This window comes from Gordonia sp. LMA484, assembly GCF_058129505.1.
Map to the genome: position 1 here is coordinate 4,513,980 of NZ_CM176700.1, position 18,646 is coordinate 4,532,625.

Below are 18,646 nucleotides of genomic sequence, written 5' to 3' on the forward strand. Positions count from 1 at the left end.
GCCCGTCCGCGGGTTTGTCGAGGGTCGGATCGTGCCGGACGCGCTGACACCGGCCGAACATCCCACAACGGTGTATGTGGTCGACGACGATCCGGAGTTGTGCGAGTCCGTCGACTGGCTCCTCGACAGCATTGGCATCAAGCCGACCATCTGTCACAGCGCCGACGAGTTTCTCGCCGCCTACACGGGTGACCATCCGGCGTGCATCGTCCTGGATGTACGCATGCCGCAGATGAGCGGGACCCGTCTGCAGGAGAAGCTCAACGAGTTCGCGCCGCACGTGGCGATCATCTTCGTCTCGGCGCACGGCGACATCCGGATGTCGGTGTCGACCCTGCAGGCCGGTGCGATGGATTTCCTGGAGAAGCCCTACGATCCTCAGCGACTGCTCGACGCCGTGCAGCGGGGCGTGGAGCAGGCCACCGAGCGCTTCGCGACCTTCCAGAGCAAGCGGTCGATCCAGGACAAGGTTGCCCTGCTGACGCCGCGGGAGCGGGAGATCCTGGCGCTGGTGGTGGAGGGTCTGCCCAGTCAGAACATCGCACGCAAGCTCGGCATGAGCGTCAAGACCGTCGACGTCCATCGCGCGCGGATCAAGGCCAAGACCGACGCCGACAGCATCAGCACGCTGGTCCGCGACATCCTCCGCTTCGACGTCGACGTGCCCGTGGACCGACCGGCTCAGTAGTAGTCCAGCACGATTCGTTTCCCGGCGGTCCGCGAGACGCACACCGCCATCACCTCACCCGATTCCTTCTCCGCCTTGGTGAGCACGTTGTCGCGGTGATCCGGGTCGCCGGCGAGCACCTGCATGATGCAGGTACCGCAGATGCCTTCCTCACACGAGGTGTCGATGTCGCAGCCGTTTTCGGTCAACACCTCGACGATCGAACGGTCGGACGCGATCTGATAGGTCTCGCCGTCGAGCTCGACCTCGAATGCGGTGTTCGCAGCCTCGCCGGGCTGCTCGGCGGCGTGAAAGTTCTCGGAATGCACGGCATCTGGCGACACGTAGCGTTCGGCGCAGGCGATCATCTTCGTCATGAAGCCCTCGGGGCCGCAGACGTACACATGTGTTCCGGCGACTGCGGCGGCGAGTGCGGCCGACACCAGATCCTCCTGTTCGCCGCGGTCCACGCCGAGGTGTGCGTGCAGTTTCTCCGGGCAGCGATCACGCAACAGGGGCAGGAAGGCCGCTGCCTGCGCGGTCCGCGCGAAGTAGTGCAGTTCGAAACTGATGCCGTGCACGTCCATGTACCGGGCCATGCTCAGCATCGGGGTGATCCCGATGCCGGCCGCGACCAGGACATGGTGACGCGCGTCGGGGGCGATCGCGAGGAGGTTGCGCGGTTCGCTGATCTTCAGTGAGTCCCCTACCGACACCTCGTGCAGCGCGGCCGATCCGCCGCGCGAGTCCTCCTCGCGCTTGACGGCGACGGCGAAGGTCTCCTGGCCGTCGGGCCGACTGCACAGTGAGTACTGCCGGGTGATGGCGGTCGGACCGACGACATCGATGTGTGCGCCGGGCACGTACTTCCCGATCGGACTGCCGTCGGGGTGCGAGAGGTAGAACGTCTTGATCGACGCCGTCTCCTGCACGATGTCGGACACGATGACATCGATGAGTGCCATGGGAATTCTCCTGGTGAACAAGGGGTGTGAGGATCAGCGCACGTAGAGTCCGCCGTTGACGTCCCAGCATGCACCGGTGACGAAGTAGGCGTTCTCGGCGGTCAGCAGGCCGACCATGTCGGCGACGAAGCCCGGATTACCGAGTCGGCCCACCGGAATACCGGCGATCACCGCGTCGAGACGGTCCGGCGGTACGGTGGCCTTCACGATCGGCAGGTCGTGCGGCCCGGGTGCGATGGCGTTGACGGTGACGCCGCTCCCGGCGAGCTCACGCGCGAAGACCTTGGTGGCGGTCAGGATTCCGCCTTTGCTGGTCGCATAGTGAGCACCGGTGGCGGTGCCGCCGTTCTGGCCGGCGAGCGACGCCATGTTCACGATCCGTCCGTAGCCTCGGCCGGCCATCGCCGCGCCGAAGACCTGACAGCCGAAGAAGATACTGTTCACATTGGTGGACAGCACGCGCGTGAAGTCGTCCTCCCCGAGCGTCATCAGATCTGCCGCCTGGGTCATCGCCGCGTTGTTGACCAGGATCGTCGGTGTTCCCCAGATCTTTTCGCATTCGGCGAGCGTGTCCACGAAGTTCTCGCGGTGAGCGACGTCCAGTGTCGCGGCCTGCGCTGTGGAACCGTCCGGCGAGAGATCGTGGGCGATCCTCGCGGCCGAGTCGACGTCGATGTCGGTCAACAGCACCCGGTGGCCGTCGGCGTGCAGTCGGTGCGCGATGTGGCTGCCCATGCCGCCGGCGGCACCCGTGACGACCGCGATTCCGGCGGTCGATGAGGTCGATGATGTCATCGTGGCCGCCTAGAGGAGATATCCGGACGCACTGACCGCGTCTTCGCTGTCGATGAGACGCGCGACCTTGAGCGCGATCTTGTCGCCATCGTCGCCGAGGCTGACCTTGTGGGTCATCTCGGCGCCGATCGTGGAGAACTTGTCGCGTTTGAAGGCGTTGAGTATCTGGGCCGATCGCAACGTGACCGTGGTGTCGGTGACCTCGTCGACAGTGAACCGCGAGACGACGCGTACCGTGCGTGCGGCCGCGACCGCCGAGGGTGCGTAACCCTGCATCATGCGTTCGACGCGCAGGCGCCGCATCCGCTTGTCGTCGTACACCATGTTCAGCGACGATTCGAAATCGTCGGTGTCCGGATCGATCGGGATCACGTACAGGGCCTCGTCGGTGTACATGTCCTCCCAGGTCCGGTAGTCCTTGGCGTCGAGCACGGCGGCCTCGTGCCAGACGAGTTGGATCGCGCGCAGTACCCGCGGGTCGCTGAAGGCGAGAACGTCAGTCATTGCTCATCATCCTCTTCCACATCTCGTACGACTCGCGCATCCCGGTCTCGTCAGTGACATGCGAAGTCGGCCAGCCTTCTTCGGTGAGGTATTCGCGGTTCTCGCCGCGGTTCACCAGGATCGGCATGGTGGGGTTGCCGCCCGCGCCGATCTGCACCCGGTCCCAGCCCTCGGCGTCGTCGGGGCTGCCGAAGCCGAACGGGCCCTGGAAGTGTTCGTGGATGCGCAGCCGCTCGCGGTTGATGCTCTCCGGTCCGCCGTCCATGCCGATGGCCATGTGCCACACCTCGGTCTCGTCGACGCTGATGGGGATCAGCACACGGAAGAACGACGACGACATCGCGATGTTGGGGAACATGTTTAGGTTGAAACCACAGCCGTGCATCGACCGCATGTACCGACGGATCCGTTCCGGGCTCTCGCCGGCCTCGGTCAGCTCCTCGACGAGATGGGCGAAGCGCGGCTGGATCTCCTCATCGCCGCTGTCGACGTCGAGGTCGGCGTGCGCCGCGGCCATGATCGCCACCGAATGTCCGTTCCCCAGCGCGTGTGTCTCGGCGGACGGGTCGTCCATGAACGACATCATGTTGGCGGTTTCCGCGTCGACCGATGCCATCCACGACTTGTGGACCATCGGGAAGTGGTAGCCGTCGGTGGTGTTCTCCAGCTGGATCTTCCAGTTCCCCTTGAACCGGAACTTGTGTGTCCCGAGCACTTTGGTGGGGAAACCGTTGGACTGCTTGAGAAAGCGTTCCATCCAGATCTTGGCGTCACCGAGGTGGTCCTCGAGCGACTCGGCCTCGGCGTTGAAGGTCGCGAAGATCATCCCGAGATAGCTCTCGGTGCGGAGCTTCTGCAGCGGGAAATCGTTCTTCTCGACGACCCCTTCGTAGCCGTCCGGGTACGGGATGCCGCGCAGCCGACCGTCGAGGGTGTACGACCAGTTGTGGTACGGGCAGGTGAAGCCGTTGGCCTTGCCGCTGCGCTGGTCGCAGACCGTGGCGCCGCGGTGCCGGCATCGGTTGAGCAGAGTGTTGAAGTTGCCCTTGCGATCTCGCGTGACGATCACGGGCTGGTCGCCGACCTGCGTGGTCTTGAAGGAGCCCGCCTCGGGCACCTCGCTCTCGTGCGCGACCCACACCCAGGTGCGATGGAAGATCTTCGTCATCTCCTCGGCGAAGATCTCCGGGTCGGTGTAGAGCTGTCCGGCGACCCGGTCCTTCTCGGCCAGATCGGCAAACGCCCGGGTGGGCCGTTCGATGGTGGTCATGTGCGCGTTCCTTGTTCGTTGTCGCTGCGGCCGAGCGTGTCGACGTGCCCGGCGGTGGCGTGGACGGTCAGAGTTCGACGTCGTCGCGGATGGTCAGTTCGCGACCCATCCGGGCCTCGATCTTGAAGTACTTCCAGAGCGCGTACTCACCGATCATCGTGGTACGCAGCAGATTGCACGCATCACGTACGGTCGGCTGATCGCGGACGTCGGCGAGGACGTAGCAGGTCCACGGCCAGCCGTCCGAGGGGCCGACCATGTGCGCATCGTCGTCGAAGGTGCCGATGATGTCGACGCCGTCCATGTTTTTCAAGGTCGACAGCATCGTGGAGATCCCGACCCACACGGGGCCGATCTCGGCTTTGGGCAGGTCGAAGAAGTTCTGGTTGTTGCCGATACAGAACATCGTGCGGAGCGGCTCGCTGGCCATGGGGACTCCTCCTCAGTGTGGTGTGGGTGCCGGTGGCCGGTCAGGGGAAGCTGGGGATACCCGCGTCGAGGCCCAGGAGCAAGGCCCCCGCCGCCTCGTAGGTGTTGGTCTGCAGCATCGCGTGCTGCGCCGGGACCAGCGCATCCTGCAGGAAGTGCTGCAGGGGGTGGGTCTCGTAGATGGCGCCGGTGCCGGCGAGGTCGAACGCCCGCAGGACGACCCGGCGGCCGACGTGCGCGGCGTGCGTCGCGCTCAGGCGAAGCAGAGCGAGGTCCTCGGTGGTGAGCGGTGTCTCGTCGACTGCCTTCTGCCACACCTCGTCCGTGGCGTCGTAGAAGAACGCCCGTACCGAGCGTAGTTCGGCTTCGGCCTCGGCCAGCCCGCTCTTGTAGGCAGGCCGGTTGCCTTTGCTGGCACCACCGGTGATGGACGTCCGCGCGGCCCCGACCTCGGTGGCGTAATCGAGTGCACCCCGCGCCGCGCCGAGGGTCACCACTGCCAACACCTGCGCGGCGTAGGCCAGCGACGGGTAGCGGGTCAGTGGCTCGTCGATCTGTGCCGGACCACCACGGACGAAGGTCATCTCCTCCGGGACGAACAGTCGGTCCGCCCGAATCGCGTGGGAGCCGGTCGCTTTCATGCCCGCGACATCCCAGTTGTCCAGGATCTCCACGTCGCTCGGATCGACCAGGGCGGTCAGGGGTTTGCCGGCCGTCTCGGGCCCGCCTGCCAATCCGATGCCGAGGATGTCCGCTCCGCGACACCCACTGGCGAACTGCCACACCCCGGTGCACAGGTAGCCGCCGTCGACCTTCTCGGCCTCCTGCATCGGGAACAACCCACCGGCGTAGGCGACGTCGGGGCCGACGGCGTAGATCGTGCGCTGCGTCTCGACCGGCAGCGCCGCGAAGTAGACCAGCGACGAACCGAAGCTCGACACCCACCCGGTCGCGGGATCCACCGCCGAGATCTGCTCGACCATCTTCATGAATGTCGACGGCGGCAACGGCTCACCGCCGAACGCCGCGGGGGTCGACGCGCGGTACATTCCCGCCCGCTTGAGCAGGGCGATGAACTCGCGCGGAACATAACGCTGCGCGTTGAACTCGTCCCGCCGATCGCGGAGCACCTCGAGTGCCTGATCGAACGCGGCCGCGCGCGCCGGTCCCGCCGGTTCCGCGACCACCCGATCGGTCATGCTCTGCGTGGTCATGAGTCTCTCCATTCAGATTCGAGAATCCTTATGGGCGTTACACTATGGACCGCCGGCGATCGCCGGTATCGGGATTTCCCACGCGACGGCTAAGCAATTCCTTACCTTCGCGCCCACCCGAGCGGCCTATGCTGAGGTTTCGTCAGATGGGAGGCGATGCGTTGTTCCCGACACGCCGCGATTTCGAACAGATGGTCCTCAACACGGGGACCGGCATCCTCATCCACGAGGCGAGCTCGAAGAACATCCTGTGGGCCAATCCCGCCGCATGCCGCATGTTCGGCTTCACCCTCGAAGAGTTGAAGCCACTCAAGGCGCATCACATGAGCGCACAGGAACGCGCCTACCGGCGGGAGGTGGGCGTCGCCTGGCTGCAGTCGGCCGTGGTGCACGGCTCGAGTCGCAAGCAGTGGAAGTACCGGACCAAGGACGGCACCGACTTCTTGACCGATGCCCGTGCCACCCTCGTGACCTGTGAGGACGGGCCGGTCGTGATGGTGGAGTTCCGCAACATCTCCGAAGAGGTCGAGTTGCAGGAGGAACTCAGCTGGGTGTCGCAGTCCCTGCAGCGGATCATGACCCACACCGCCGCGGGAATCGTCCTGCTCGACGACGACAACTGCATCGACGACATCTCCCCTCTTGCCGCGCAGCTGTTCGGCCGCACGCCCGCGGAACTGTCCGGCGTGCATTTGGAGGACCTCGGCAAATGCGAACCCCGGCTGACCGATGAGCAGGTCGTGCAGCGGCTCGAAACCGGTGCCGGCTCGGTCACGGTCCAGCAGGCGATCGTCAAGGACGACGGCACCACGGCATGGCTCGCCGGCGAGTTGGAGATCGTCGATCACGACGGCATGCGGTCGCGGGTGCTGACCGTCCGCGACGTCACCGACCGCGTCGAGTGGGAACGTCGAAACGCCTATCAGGAGGCCAATCTTCAGTACTTGAGCCGCTATCACGCCATGGGTGACATGGCGATGATCCTCGCGCACGAGCTGGGCCAGCCACTGGCCGCCTCCACCAACTATCTGAGCGGGCTCAAGAACCGCCTCTCCGCGGAGACGGTCGACGCCCGCAGCCTGTCCTACGGCATCGATCAGATAGAGAAGCAGCTCCACCGGGCCGCCGACATCGTGACGTCGGTCAAGCGCTACGTCCGGCGCATCGAGAGCACCTCGGTGCTCATGGATCTCAACGACACTGTTCGGGAAAGCCTGTATTTCGTGCGCCTGCGGGCCGCCGAACAGGGTGTACGGGTCTTCGCGGACATCCCCGAGCGCACCCTGCCGGTCCAGGGTGAGAGTGTCCTCATCGGCCAGGTCATCATCAACCTGTGCGTCAACGCGATCGACGAGATCGTGCGTCCCACGACGGAGATCAAGGAACTCGCGGTCGAAACCGGAACGGCCGACGGCACGGCCTTCGTCTGCATCCGTGACCAGGGCAGAGGCATGAGTGACGCCGCCGGCGCCGCTCCGTCGGACCGACTCGCGTCAGGTGCCTTCTCCGCCAAGGAAGACGGTTCGGGTATCGGCCTGATCATCTCCGAACACATCGTGGAACGCCACGGCGGTTCGATCGAGTATCTGCCGAACGAGCCTCGTGGAACGACGGCGCGGGTGTCTCTCCCGTTGGTCGAGACGCCACCCTCGGTGTGACGGCGGGCCACTCCGACTGTCGGGACGCCCTAAAGGTTTCTGTAGTGCAGCGTTGGCAACATCGGGGTGTTCGGCGGCGACCGTGCTGGATAGGTTGATCTGCACCGACAACGGCGTCGCCAACCGTCAACCGCACCGCTGACGAAACCTCGCTTTCGACAGCGTCTTTCATGACGCGTCCCGCGCGAGCCGCGATCGGGACCGCGAGGATGTCGAGCGGTGCAGATACAGGAGGATCCATGCCCACCCCCGACGTTCTCGTGCTCGGCTCCGGCACCGCCGGATCGGTGATCGCCCGTCGTCTGCTCGATGCCGGACACACCGTGACCCTGGTCGAAGCGGGCGGACTCGACACCAACCCGGCCGTCCACGACATGTCCCGTGTCGGCGAGCTGTGGCTCGGCCCGGAGGACTGGGGATACTTCTCGTCGCCGCAGGCGAACGCACTCGGCCGGAAACTGCACGTGCCCCGCGGCAAGGTGGTGGGGGGCTCCAACCAGCTCAACGGCACCATCTGGGTGCACGGGTCCCCGTGGGACTACGACCAGTGGGCGGCTGCCGGTAACTCAGGGTGGGACTGGGAATCGGTTGCCCCGCTGTTCAAGCAGATCGAACGGGGTCTGGGTGACGAGGGCTTCATCGACACGGTGGAGCCCGAACTCGCCCCCATCCAGCAGGCGATCCTCGACGCAGCGGTCTCATGGGGGCTGCCCCTCAACGCCGACTACAACTCCGGCGATCAGGAGGGGGCGTCGCGGATGAAACTCAACCTGCGCGACGGCAAGAGGCTGTCGACGTGGGCGGCGTACATGCGCCCGGTCCTCGACCACCCGAAGCTCACACTGGAACTCGATGCGCTCATCGACTCGCTCGTCGTCATCGACGGAGCAGTGGTCGGGGTCCGGGTGATCCAAGGCGGTGTGTCCCGAGAGCTGCGCGCCGACCGCGTGGTGCTGTGCGCCGGCGCCCTGGGTTCGCCGAGCATCCTGCTGCGCAGTGGGATCGGCCCGGCCGCCGAGCTCGAGGCCCTGGGCATCGAGGTGGTCGCCGACGTCCCCGGGGTCGGGAAGAACCTGCAGGATCACTTCCTGGTCCCGGTGATCTTCGGGACCGGCAGGCCGATCGATCCGCCGCAACCGTTCCAGCCCGTCACCCAGACACATTGGTTCTGGAAGAGCGACCCGTCCCTGCCGGTCCCGGACACCCAACCCATCAACTTCAGCATCCCCTTCTACTACGACGAGGGAATGACCGGCCCCACATCGGGATTCACTCTGCACGCAGGTCTCATCCGGCCACACAGCGCGGGCAGTGTCACGCTGTCGGGGACCGACCCCACGGCATCTCCGGTCATCGATTTCAATGTGTTCGATGACCGTCGCGATCTCGACGCCCTCATCCGGTCGGTGCGTCAATGCCGTGAGGTTGGTCGGCAGGCTGCGCTCGCGGAGGCCTGGGGCGCCCACGAGGTCCTGCCCGGACCGGAGGTCGACGACTCCGATGAGGCCATCGAGGCGTGGGTGCGACGCGCGGTCAACACCTACCACCATCAGGCAGGCACCTGCCGGATGGGCACGGACGCCGGTGCCGTCGTGTCGCCGGATCTGCACGTCACCGGAGTCGCGAACCTGATGGTCGCCGACGCCTCGGTGATGCCGATGGTCACCACCGGCAACACCAATGCACCCACCGCGATGATCGCCGAACGAGCAGCAGAACTGATCACCGCGGGTTGATCCTCAACCCGCATCAGCAAGGAGTATCCGCAATGATCGACATTTCCAACCTTCACACCGGGCTGTTCATCGGTGGCGAATGGCGCGACGCCCGTGACACCTTCACCACCCTCAACCCGGCGACCGGCGCCGCGCTTGCCGAACTCGGCGCCGCGAACGCCGACGAGGTCGACGCGGCCGTGGCCGCGGCGACCGCGGCCTTCCGGGGCGAGTGGGGTGCCCTGGCCCCGTCGCGCAAGGGCGTCCTGCTCAACCGGCTCGCCGATCTCGTCGAGCGTGACCTCGAGCAGCTCGCCGCGCTGGAGTCGCTGGACATGGGGCGTCCCGTCGGTGCCAGTGCGGCGCTGATGATCCCGAATCTGATCGGGACCCTGCGGTACTACGCCGGATGGGCGGACAAGATCAACGGCGAGCAGATCGCGAACGACGGTTACATGGGCGGGCCGGCACCCACCCACGCGTACACCCGGCGCGAGGCGCTCGGTGTGGTCGCCGCGATCGTGCCGTGGAACGCGCCGCTGATGATCCTCGGCTGGAAGCTCGCTCCGGCCCTGGCCTGTGGGAACACCGTCATCATCAAGCCCGCCGAGGATGCGTCACTGTCGATCCTGCGGCTCGCGGAGCTCATCGACGAAGCCGGGTTCCCTGCCGGCACCGTGAACGTGCTCCCCGGCATCGGCAAGGTCGCGGGCGAGGCGCTGTCGCTGCATCCCGGAGTCAAGAAGATCTCGTTCACCGGCTCCACCGAGACCGGACGCGCGATCCTCCGCAACTCCGCGACGAACTTCAAGCGCACGGCGCTCGAACTCGGCGGCAAGGCACCGCAGATCATCTTCGCCGACGCCAACCTCGAGGCCGCGATCCAGGGCAGTGCGATGGGCCTGTTCTTCAACCAAGGCGAGGTGTGCGCCGCGGGCACCCGCATCCTCGCGCATCGTGATGTCTACGACGCCGTCCTCGACGGCCTCAAGGGTGCCGCACAGGCACAGGTCATCGGTGATCCGTTCGATCCCGCGACCACCATGGGACCGCTGGTCAACGAGCGGCAGCGCGACCGCGTCGTCGACTACCTGAAGAAGGGCGCCGACGAGGGCGCCGATGTGATCGCCGGTGGCTCCGCACCCGACGGTCCGGGCTTCTTCGTCGAGCCCACCGTGCTGGCCGGCCGCAACGACATGGCCGTCGCGCGTGAGGAGATCTTCGGACCGGTCGGCGTCGTGGTGCCGTTCGACTCAGACGAGGAGGCGATCGCGCTGGCCAACGACAATCAGTACGGTCTGTCGGCCACCGTCTGGACCAGCGACGTGTCGCGTGCGCACAGTGTGTCCGCGCAGGTGGAGGCCGGTGCGATCGGCGTCAACGGCTGGTCACCACTGGCTCCCCAGCTGCCCTGGGGCGGCGTGAAGGCCAGCGGAGTCGGTCGCGAGCTCGGCTACGAGGGCATCCTCGCCTATACCGAGACGAAGACGGTCACCGTCGTTCTGTGAACCAGCTCCGGTCGAGTAGCCGCGAGCCTGCCCACCCAACCGCCGGTCGAGTAACCGCGAGCCTGCCCACCCAACCGCCGGTCGAGTAACCGCGAGCCTGCGAGCGGCGTATCGAGATCCCAGACCGAGGTCCCACCACCCCGATGGGCGACGTGTACACGCACGTCGCCCATCGGGCGTTTCGTCCCGTCACCAGCCGAGTAAAGGTTTTCCCGATCCCCTGGGACCTTCCGGCCCCCACTCCCGCACTGTAGTCTGCATCACAACGCCATGGTTCTACAGTCGTTGAATCACAGCCGTGGCAGCAGCCTGAAGCTCACATGAACTCCCCTCATGTGTTCGGAGAGAGGTCAATCATGATCGAGAACCCCACGACCACATCGCCGCCCGACAACCGATCGTCGTTGCGGGGATCCATCGGTGTCGCCGGCATCGTCTTCCTCGTCATCGCCGCGGCCGCGCCGCTGACGGCGGTCGCGGGCTCGCTGCCCGTCATGATCGCCATCGGCAACGGTGCCGGCGCCCCGTCGGCGTACATCCTCGCCGCGGTGGTGCTGCTCGTCTTCAGCGTCGGCTACGCGGCGATGAGCAGTTCGGTCACCGACACCGGCGCCTTCTACGCCTACGTCACCAAAGGCCTCGGCCGACCAGCCGGCCTCGGCGCGGCGGCACTGGCGCTGCTCGCGTACACCACCATCCAGGCGGCCATCTACGGCCTCGCCGCGGCGACACTGCAGAGTGTGGTCGTCCGCTTCGGCGGACCCGAATTGCCCTGGTGGCTCTGGGCGTTCGTGCTGATGGCGATCGTGGCGGTGCTCGGGTATCGCAGCATCGACCTCGGCGCCAAGGTGTTGGGGGTCCTGCTGATCGCGGAGATCGCCTTGATCGTCGCCCTCACCGTCGCAGTCCTCGCCCAGGGTGGCGCGCACGGCGTCGACACCGTCTCGTTCACCCCCTCGGCGTTCCTGTCCGGGTCCCCGGGTATCGCGCTGATGTTCGCCATCGGCTCTTTCGTCGGATTCGAGGCGACCGCGATCTACGGCGAGGAGGCGAAGAACCCGAAGCGCACCGTACCGATCGCCACCTATGTCGCGGTGATCACCATCGGCGTGCTCTACGCCCTGGCGAGTTGGGCCGTGGTCGTGGCCTTCGGCAGCGACGAGGTCACGGCCGCAGCACAAGCCGACACCGCTGACCTCACGTTCACCGCGACGTCCCGATTCCTCGGCTCGATGGCCGCCGACATCATGATGGTCATGCTGGTGACAAGCCTGTTCGCCGCCCTGCTCGCCTTCCACAATGCCATCGCACGATACACATTTGCCCTGTCGCGCAGCGGTTTCGCACCCCAGCGCTTCATGGTCGTGCACAGCAAACACGGCTCCCCGCACGAGGGCTCGCTGCTGCAGACCGCCACCGCCTTCATCCTCGTCGGTGCGTTCGCGCTGGCCGGGGCCGATCCCGTCCTGCAACTGTTCACCTGGATGGCGGGCGTCGCGATCGTCGCGATTCTCGTGGTGATGGTGCTCACCAGCATCGCGATCATCGCCTACTTCCGCCGGTCCACTGTCGACAAGCGTCTGTGGCACACGAAGATCGCACCCGTGCTCGGCACCATAGGGTTGGTCGGCATCACCGCGCTCGTGATCGCCAACTTCACCACGCTGATCGGCGGCTCAAGGATTCTGGCCGACCTGTTCCTCGCCATCGTCGCGGTCACCTTCGTCGGCGGCGTCCTCGGCGGGCGCATGATGCTACGACGCCGCACCTCCGACAACCGGGGCGTCACACCGAACACCCCCTGAACCACGGCGGAATCCGCTGTCCCGTCGTCGTTTCGCGGATTCCGCCGTACCCATTCCGAAATACCAATCTGCAAGCAAGGAACAATCAATGTCGATTCACGATCACGCGCCGTCGGTCATCATCGTCGGGGCCGGTTTCTCCGGTCTCATCGCCGCCCGCGAGCTCGAGGCCGCCGGGGTGCGGGTGCGCATCGTCGAAGCGCGCGACCGGATCGGCGGGCGTGCCTGGACCGATGAACGTCTCGGCGGACACACCTTGGAGATGGGTGCCACCTGGGTGCACTGGATGCAGCCGTTCATCTGGACGGAGATCACCCGCTACGGCCAGGAGATCTATCCGAGCCCGGACATCTCCGACGCCTACTGGGTCAGTGATGGAATCGTGCGACACGGCACCGAGCACGACCTCGATGAGGCCCTGAGCCGCCTGCAGGACAAGATCTTCGAGGGTTCGAGGGAGTTCTTCCCATACCCCCATGATCCGTTCGCCCTGCTCGCCGACGAGTCCGCGGATCCCGAACTCGTGGAACGGTTCCGGCGTGCCGATGAGGGCAGCGTTCTGGACTGCCTGCGCGACGGCGGATACACCCGGGAGGAGATCGACCTCGCCGACTCCTACTGGTCGGCGGGCTACCAGGGGCCGACCGCCACGGCGTCACCCTTGATGGCCAAGCACTGGGCGGCACTCAGCGATCATCGCAGCTCATTGATGGACGAGCAGACCCTGCGTTTCAAGCTCACACGAGGGATGCGCGGGCTCTACGAATCGATCGCCGCAGATCTGCAGACCAGCGTCGAACTCAACACTGCGGTCACCCACGTCGCCCACCACGCGACCGGCGTCGACGTCACGTTCGCGGACGGCGAAGTCGCAACCGCCGACGCCGTGATCGTCACGGTCCCGATCGGCGCGCTCGGGAACATCGAGTTCGAACCAGCTCTTCCCCCATCACAGCAGAAGGTGATCGACGAGGGCACCAACTCGGTGGGCTTCAAGATCTGGGTCAAGGTGCAAGGCCACCACTCCATCATCGCCGGCGCACCCGGCAATCATCCGATCTCGTTGTTGCGCAGCGAGTACTTCCTCGATGACGAGGACGCGACCATTCTGGTCGGATTCGGCTCCGATCACACTGCGATCGATCTGGAGGACACGGCCTCGGCCCAGCGAGCCATCGACGTCTGGCGCGATGATCTCACGGTGATCGACTGCGGCGGCCACGACTGGGTGGCCGACAAGTGGTCGGGCCAGACCTGGGCAACCCTCAAGTCCGGTCAGTTCTTTCACGGCTGGTCCCAGTTCGACAACACCGGCAGCCGACTGGTCTTCGCCGGCGCGGACTACGCCAAGGGATGGAACGGCGTCGTGGTCGACGGCGCGATCGAATCCGGGATCACCAACGCCCGCAAGATCATCAACGATCTGAAGCCCGATCGCGCACGACTGGTCGACGATACTTTGCGGTAAGGATCTCACCCGCCCGGACGTCAGCCGAGCAGATGCCTCGGTTCGGCACCACGCCGAACCGGGGCACCGGTCGTGTGTGGTCTGTCGTTCAGATGTCGGCCGGCCGGAAGTCGACGGGCACCTCGGGGCCACCTCGCTGCCGGTATGCGGCCAGGTTCGCGGGGTCATACGAGTCGACGGTATCCATGCGCCTCGTCGCGCTGGACGCGACGCGCTCGTGTTCCTCGTCGACGGCGGCCAACTGGCGCGTAAAAGGCGCGAAGACCCGATACACACCCTTCCGCGACTCCTGCAACGGGATCGCGAAAGCGTCGGTGCCGGTCAGGAATCGCATGATCGCGCCAACGACGCCGCCGGTTGCGGTGTCGGCGTCGGTGTCGGTGTCGGTGGTGCCTGCCGTCGGAGCCGGCTCCTCGTCTCTGAAGGCGAGTCCGTGTTTGCGTGCGCGGTCCATCATCCAGACCAGCGGGATGTCGCTGACTCGGCTGTCGGCGTACCCGCCGCCGACAGTGCAATGCACTCCGGTGAACCACACCTGTTCGATGACCTGCTCGGCGGGCCGATCCGGCTGGGGCTGCCACAGGGTCGGTTCGAACGGGCGACGTTTCTCGTCGATCGCCAACGCGTGATAGGCCGCCCCGACCCTGGAACTGAGCTGGGTGTCGTGGAATGCCCACCGCCGGTTGACCTTCTCCGCGAACTTCCAGCCGTCGATCGGAATGCCCAGCGATCCGACCGTGTCCCACACTCCGATGAAATGGATCGGGGTCTCGTATGAGAATTGCTGCCGGAACTCGGTGGCCCGCTGTTGCCTGGGTGCCGACGATTCGTCTCGGTCGCGATAGAGTTCGAAGGCCGCGTCGACCTGATCTGCGTATTCTCGTTTGAGCAAGCCGCTGTTGCGGATGAAGCCTGCGAGACTGCGTGCGGTGTAGGCGCCACGACTGAAGCCGAACAGAAAGATCTCATCCCCCGGCTCGTAGAGGTCAACGAGTTGTCGGTACGCATCCTTGAGGTTCTTCGACAGCCCGAACCCCATCGCGCCCCCGCGGACCTTCTCCCACGGCTTGGTTCCCACGCCCGCCACGTAGATTCGCTCTTGCCGCATCGTCCCGCTGTCATCGGTGTCGGCGATCGCCTCGAAGATCTTGACCACATTCGTCGGATGCTTCTGCCCGAACGCGTTCCACGTGCCGTCGCAACAGACGATCAGCCGTTTCGCCATGACGCGTTGGCCCCTTTTCTCGCGCGAGTGTCTGGTGAGATCCTATGCTGCCGGCGGCGCGTCAGGCGTCCCGCAAACGACCGACACGGATGCTCGCGGCGACGGTGGCCCTACTTCGTATGACGGGTGTGCACGTGCTGTGCGCGGGCGGTCAGGGCCTCTCTGATCCAATCCGGCTCGAGTACCTCGAACGAATGCTCCAGGCACATCGTCCACAACATTGTCAGGGCACGTGTGCGGTCACCGAAACACACCCTGATCCGGATCGACTCCGGCGCATGGAGTTCCGTGTCGAGGACGGTGAGGTCTCGAGTCAGATTCTCCAGATCTGTTTGCGCACAATCGATGACCACGTCGACAGGTTCGAACGAGGCACGAAAAGCAGCTCGGTGCCGCTGCCAGATCTCGTCGAGATCGACGTGCCGCTGCCGGTGCGCCTCCTCGTCGAGAACCTCGACGTCCGACATCCGCGAGACCCGGTACATCCGTTCGCCATCGCTCGCGGCCGCGACGAGGTACCACGTGTCCCCGGCCACGATGAGCCCGATGGGATCGAGAACCCGTGGACGTGCCCGGTCATATCCGCGCCGCTGATAGCGCACACGAATCCGGTGGCCACTGAACACCGCCTGCTGCACGGGCCCGAGCGCATCGAGCTGTTCCGGGTCACGGACGAAGCCCTCGGGCCGCACCAATACACGCTGCGCCGCGTCAACCGCCCTGTCCCGATATGCCTCCGGTAGCGCCGCTGCCACCTTGCGCATGGCGCTCGCGAACGCCGGCGAGTCGAGCCGACCCGTTCCGGCCAGCAGCGACGTGGCCTCATCGACGGTCAATCCGGTGAGGTCGGTGCGATATCCCGGGAGCAGCGCGAACCCACCATGGCGACCGCGCTCGGCGTACACGGGAACCCCGGACAGTGACAGCGCGTCGATGTCACGCAACACGGTTCGTTCGGATACACCGAGTTCCTCGGCGATCGCGGCTGCGGGGAGCCGCTCGTGCTTCTTGAGAAGCATGAGCACAGCGATCAGTCGTTCGGCCCGCACACCGGAAATCCTCCCGCAAATACATGACAGAAGGTGTCGTGTTTAGCCGATTGACTGGTCACATCAGCCCGACAACGACAGGAAGAACCATGACGAACATCCAGCCCACCGACCCCCGTCCCGCCTATACCGCCGCCACAACCTGGGTCACCGGCCTGCTCGCGGCGGTCCGCGATGACCAGCTCGATGCGCCCACACCGTGTGACGAGTTCGATGTCCGCACCCTGGCCGCACACATCGTCGCCACAGCGGGCCGGGCCGTCGCCCTCGGAGAGGGGACCGATGTGATGGCGGTGCCGCGCATCGCCGAGGAGCACGACGCAGGGACCTACTCATCTCTGGTGAGCCGAGCCGTCGACCTGTGGTCCGACGACGCCAAGCTCACCGCGATGGTGAGGGTGCCCTGGGGCGAGGTACCCGGCGCAGGCGCACTCTGGGGCTACGTCAACGAGACCCTCGTTCACGGGTGGGATCTCGCCGTCGCCACCGGCCAACCTGCCGAGGCCGACCGCGCCATCGTCGAGCCGACCCTGGCCGTCGCGCGCCAGTTCATTCCCGCCGAGATTCGCAGCAACCCTGACATCCCGTTCGACGCCGTCGTCGAATCCCGTCCGGGGGCCGGGCTGACCGAGCGGCTGGCCAACTGGACCGGGCGGGAGTCCGCCAAGTGGGTTTCCGAGGATACGATCTCGCGGTCGGCCGCAACTCCGTGATCGGGACCAATCGGGCATAGGCGACGACACGGACGTATCGGACTTCGGCCTGGCCCGACCGTGTCCACGCACGATACTGGAGACCCAACAAGGAGTTTCACAGATTCGCGGAGTAGCCTCGCTCCGGATATTTGTGGCCACGCGTGCCGAATAGCGTTGTGGCCGAGTGGATGGAGGTCGGACATCGTCGCGGAACAACCACCGGTGACCCTACCGAAATCCGCCGAATCCGGCGAAACGGACGCGCCGACACCGGAGATCAACGCCTCATCGGCGGTTGCGCCCAAGAAGAAGGACAAGCATCTCTACCAGATCGACCTTGTCCGATTGGTCACGTTTGCCGGAGTCATCCTCGATCATGTGATCCTCGGCATCGCGTCGCCGGTGAACGTCGCGGCCGGTGGTGTCGGACTCTTCCTGCGCTACACGCGCTATTCGTTCTTCGCTCTCACCGGCTTTGTCCTCACCTATCAATACCGCCACCGCGACCTGCGGCCTGTCGCGTTCTGGCGGCGGCGCTACAAGCTGATCGGCCTGCCGTTCGTGACCTGGAGCCTGTTCTACTGGGTCTACGGCCGCTATGAGGGCGGCGGATTCGCCGGCCTGCGCGATCTGTTCGACAGCGCCGCCGACATCGGCCTGGCGGCCAAGAGCATCACCTACGACCTGATCACCGGCAACGCCTGGTACCACCTGTACTTCTTGTCGGTGAGCATGCAGATCTACGCGGTGTTCCCGGCGATGCTGTGGCTGCTGCGCAAGACGTGGGGACGGCATCGTTATCTGCTGGCGGTGAGCTTCGCCATCCAGATGACGATGATGTATCTGATGGTCCGCCCACCCCTGGAGTTCTTCACCCATGGGCCGCAGGACCTGCTGTGGCGCCACCTCGTGGTGACGATCCTGCCGTACCAGTTCTTCATCCTCGCCGGTGGTGTCGCGGCGATGCACTACGAGGCGTTCCAGGCGTTCATGCTCCGGTGGCGTTGGGTGATCCTGGCTCTGGGCGCCGGGGCCATCACGCTGACCGCCCTCTACTACGTCGACGACGTCCACACCGGCGAGTCCATCTTCCGGGCGACAAACGTCTTCATGGCGCACAACTCGTTCGCCTACATCGCGATCATCCTGATGCTGTACTCGCTCGGCACGATGTGGCAGGACCACCGTCGCGCCGGCTCGGTCACCGACACCTTCATGCGGACGGCAGCGGACCGCTCCTTCGGCATCTACCTCGCGCACGCCTTGGCCCTGGCCGAGCTGGAGCCGACAATCCACCAGCACCTCGGCATGCCGCCCGGCCTGCTGATCGTGATCTCCTTCATCGCGACCGTGGTACTGACGGTGTTCATCGTGGAGGTGCTGCGGCGCAGCCCGATCAGCTTGATCACGACCGGGCGCAGCACCATCGACTGGCGGTCGCAGAATCCCGTGCGGTCGATGCTGACCGGCATCGGCGCCGTCATCGTCGGCATCGTGTTGCGCGACGCCTTCGGCATCCCTGCGGGCGATCTCGTGGCCGCTGCAGGTGCGCTGCTGATCGTGTCCGCGGGAGTTGTGTTCTGGCGGCAGTGGTCACACCGCAATCAGCGGCTCTACGTCGAAGAGCCGGTCTGAGGGTCCGAGTGATTGAGCGCCCTTCGTGACGCTCGCTCACTTGC

16 protein-coding genes are annotated in these 18,646 nt (G+C 65.7%); 8 read left to right on the forward strand and 8 right to left on the reverse strand.

Annotation, left to right across the window (positions count from 1 at the left end):
• The first annotated feature begins 31 nt into the window (after window positions 1-31).
• Window positions 32-688 (forward strand): response regulator transcription factor, encoded by a 657-nt coding sequence (locus tag AC4AMJ_RS20020; RefSeq protein WP_489899395.1) that lies wholly within the window; start codon window positions 32-34, stop codon window positions 686-688.
• On the opposite strand, the gene AC4AMJ_RS20025 is transcribed toward AC4AMJ_RS20020, so the two are convergent.
• From AC4AMJ_RS20025 to AC4AMJ_RS20050, 6 genes are all read right to left on the reverse strand, one after another.
• Window positions 682-1,632 carry a PDR/VanB family oxidoreductase gene (locus AC4AMJ_RS20025; protein WP_489899394.1) on the reverse strand — a complete coding sequence of 317 codons (951 nt, stop codon included), beginning with the start codon at window positions 1,630-1,632 and terminating at the stop codon, window positions 682-684. The two genes, AC4AMJ_RS20020 and AC4AMJ_RS20025, sit on opposite strands and share 7 nt — an antisense overlap.
• 33 nt (window positions 1,633-1,665) lie before the next feature.
• On the reverse strand, window positions 1,666-2,427 hold the full coding sequence (locus AC4AMJ_RS20030) for an SDR family NAD(P)-dependent oxidoreductase (protein ID WP_489914256.1): 762 nt from the start codon (window positions 2,425-2,427) through the stop codon (window positions 1,666-1,668).
• A gap of 9 nt (window positions 2,428-2,436) precedes the next feature.
• The gene (locus AC4AMJ_RS20035; RefSeq protein ID WP_489914258.1) at window positions 2,437-2,931 is read right to left on the reverse strand and encodes an aromatic-ring-hydroxylating dioxygenase subunit beta; all 495 of its coding nucleotides are present in this window, start codon (window positions 2,929-2,931) and stop codon (window positions 2,437-2,439) included.
• Window positions 2,924-4,201, reverse strand: a complete 1,278-nt coding sequence (locus AC4AMJ_RS20040) for an aromatic ring-hydroxylating oxygenase subunit alpha (protein ID WP_489914260.1) — start codon at window positions 4,199-4,201, stop codon at window positions 2,924-2,926. Before AC4AMJ_RS20040 ends, AC4AMJ_RS20035 begins: the two co-directional genes overlap by 8 nt.
• Window positions 4,202-4,268: 67 nt before the next feature.
• Window positions 4,269-4,631 (reverse strand): hypothetical protein, encoded by a 363-nt coding sequence (locus tag AC4AMJ_RS20045; RefSeq protein WP_489899390.1) that lies wholly within the window; start codon window positions 4,629-4,631, stop codon window positions 4,269-4,271.
• 40 nt (window positions 4,632-4,671) lie between these two features.
• On the reverse strand, window positions 4,672-5,844 hold the full coding sequence (locus AC4AMJ_RS20050; protein ID WP_489914262.1) for an acyl-CoA dehydrogenase family protein: 1,173 nt from the start codon (window positions 5,842-5,844) through the stop codon (window positions 4,672-4,674).
• A gap of 146 nt (window positions 5,845-5,990) precedes the next feature.
• On the opposite strand from AC4AMJ_RS20050, the gene AC4AMJ_RS20055 reads away from it, so the two are divergent.
• The 5 genes from AC4AMJ_RS20055 (at window position 5,991) to AC4AMJ_RS20075 (ending at window position 13,998) form a co-directional block, all read left to right on the forward strand.
• Window positions 5,991-7,502 carry a PAS domain S-box protein gene (locus AC4AMJ_RS20055; RefSeq protein WP_489899388.1) on the forward strand — a complete coding sequence of 504 codons (1,512 nt, stop codon included), beginning with the start codon at window positions 5,991-5,993 and terminating at the stop codon, window positions 7,500-7,502.
• A gap of 239 nt (window positions 7,503-7,741) precedes the next feature.
• Window positions 7,742-9,238, forward strand: a complete 1,497-nt coding sequence (locus AC4AMJ_RS20060) for a GMC family oxidoreductase (protein ID WP_489914264.1) — start codon at window positions 7,742-7,744, stop codon at window positions 9,236-9,238.
• Window positions 9,239-9,270: 32 nt separating this feature from the next.
• Window positions 9,271-10,725 (forward strand): aldehyde dehydrogenase family protein, encoded by a 1,455-nt coding sequence (locus tag AC4AMJ_RS20065; protein WP_489899386.1) that lies wholly within the window; start codon window positions 9,271-9,273, stop codon window positions 10,723-10,725.
• A gap of 356 nt (window positions 10,726-11,081) precedes the next feature.
• Window positions 11,082-12,530: an APC family permease gene (locus AC4AMJ_RS20070; protein WP_489914266.1), complete on the forward strand. Its 1,449-nt coding sequence runs from the start codon at window positions 11,082-11,084 to the stop codon at window positions 12,528-12,530.
• Window positions 12,531-12,618: 88 nt separating this feature from the next.
• Window positions 12,619-13,998 (forward strand): NAD(P)/FAD-dependent oxidoreductase, encoded by a 1,380-nt coding sequence (locus tag AC4AMJ_RS20075; RefSeq protein ID WP_489914268.1) that lies wholly within the window; start codon window positions 12,619-12,621, stop codon window positions 13,996-13,998.
• Between the two features lie 88 nt (window positions 13,999-14,086).
• Here the strand turns inward: AC4AMJ_RS20075 and AC4AMJ_RS20080 are convergent, their stop codons facing one another.
• Complete coding sequence (locus tag AC4AMJ_RS20080) at window positions 14,087-15,223, reverse strand: T6SS phospholipase effector Tle1-like catalytic domain-containing protein (protein ID WP_489914270.1); 1,137 nt, start codon at window positions 15,221-15,223, stop codon at window positions 14,087-14,089.
• A 110-nt stretch (window positions 15,224-15,333) separates the two neighbouring features.
• Entirely contained in the window at window positions 15,334-16,272 is a 939-nt protein-coding gene (locus AC4AMJ_RS20085) for a helix-turn-helix transcriptional regulator (RefSeq protein WP_489914272.1), read from the reverse strand.
• 89 nt (window positions 16,273-16,361) lie between these two features.
• On the opposite strand from AC4AMJ_RS20085, the gene AC4AMJ_RS20090 reads away from it, so the two are divergent.
• Both AC4AMJ_RS20090 and AC4AMJ_RS20095 read left to right on the forward strand, forming a co-directional pair.
• Window positions 16,362-16,985 (forward strand): TIGR03086 family metal-binding protein, encoded by a 624-nt coding sequence (locus AC4AMJ_RS20090; RefSeq protein WP_489914273.1) that lies wholly within the window; start codon window positions 16,362-16,364, stop codon window positions 16,983-16,985.
• A gap of 204 nt (window positions 16,986-17,189) precedes the next feature.
• Window positions 17,190-18,602 (forward strand): acyltransferase, encoded by a 1,413-nt coding sequence (locus AC4AMJ_RS20095; protein WP_489914275.1) that lies wholly within the window; start codon window positions 17,190-17,192, stop codon window positions 18,600-18,602.
• Window positions 18,603-18,646 lie beyond the last annotated feature (44 nt).

Coding starts and splice junctions, on each gene's coding strand:
- AC4AMJ_RS20025 (WP_489899394.1), bottom strand. CDS start 1,632: ATGGCACTCATCGATGTCATCGTGTCCGACATCGTGCAGGAGACGGCG.
- AC4AMJ_RS20030 (WP_489914256.1), bottom strand. CDS start 2,427: ATGACATCATCGACCTCATCGACCGCCGGAATCGCGGTCGTCACGGGT.
- AC4AMJ_RS20035 (WP_489914258.1), bottom strand. CDS start 2,931: ATGACTGACGTTCTCGCCTTCAGCGACCCGCGGGTACTGCGCGCGATC.
- AC4AMJ_RS20040 (WP_489914260.1), bottom strand. CDS start 4,201: ATGACCACCATCGAACGGCCCACCCGGGCGTTTGCCGATCTGGCCGAG.
- AC4AMJ_RS20045 (WP_489899390.1), bottom strand. CDS start 4,631: ATGGCCAGCGAGCCGCTCCGCACGATGTTCTGTATCGGCAACAACCAG.
- AC4AMJ_RS20050 (WP_489914262.1), bottom strand. CDS start 5,844: ATGACCACGCAGAGCATGACCGATCGGGTGGTCGCGGAACCGGCGGGA.
- AC4AMJ_RS20055 (WP_489899388.1), top strand. CDS start 5,991: ATGGGAGGCGATGCGTTGTTCCCGACACGCCGCGATTTCGAACAGATG.
- AC4AMJ_RS20060 (WP_489914264.1), top strand. CDS start 7,742: ATGCCCACCCCCGACGTTCTCGTGCTCGGCTCCGGCACCGCCGGATCG.
- AC4AMJ_RS20065 (WP_489899386.1), top strand. CDS start 9,271: ATGATCGACATTTCCAACCTTCACACCGGGCTGTTCATCGGTGGCGAA.
- AC4AMJ_RS20070 (WP_489914266.1), top strand. CDS start 11,082: ATGATCGAGAACCCCACGACCACATCGCCGCCCGACAACCGATCGTCG.
- AC4AMJ_RS20075 (WP_489914268.1), top strand. CDS start 12,619: ATGTCGATTCACGATCACGCGCCGTCGGTCATCATCGTCGGGGCCGGT.
- AC4AMJ_RS20080 (WP_489914270.1), bottom strand. CDS start 15,223: ATGGCGAAACGGCTGATCGTCTGTTGCGACGGCACGTGGAACGCGTTC.
- AC4AMJ_RS20090 (WP_489914273.1), top strand. CDS start 16,362: ATGACGAACATCCAGCCCACCGACCCCCGTCCCGCCTATACCGCCGCC.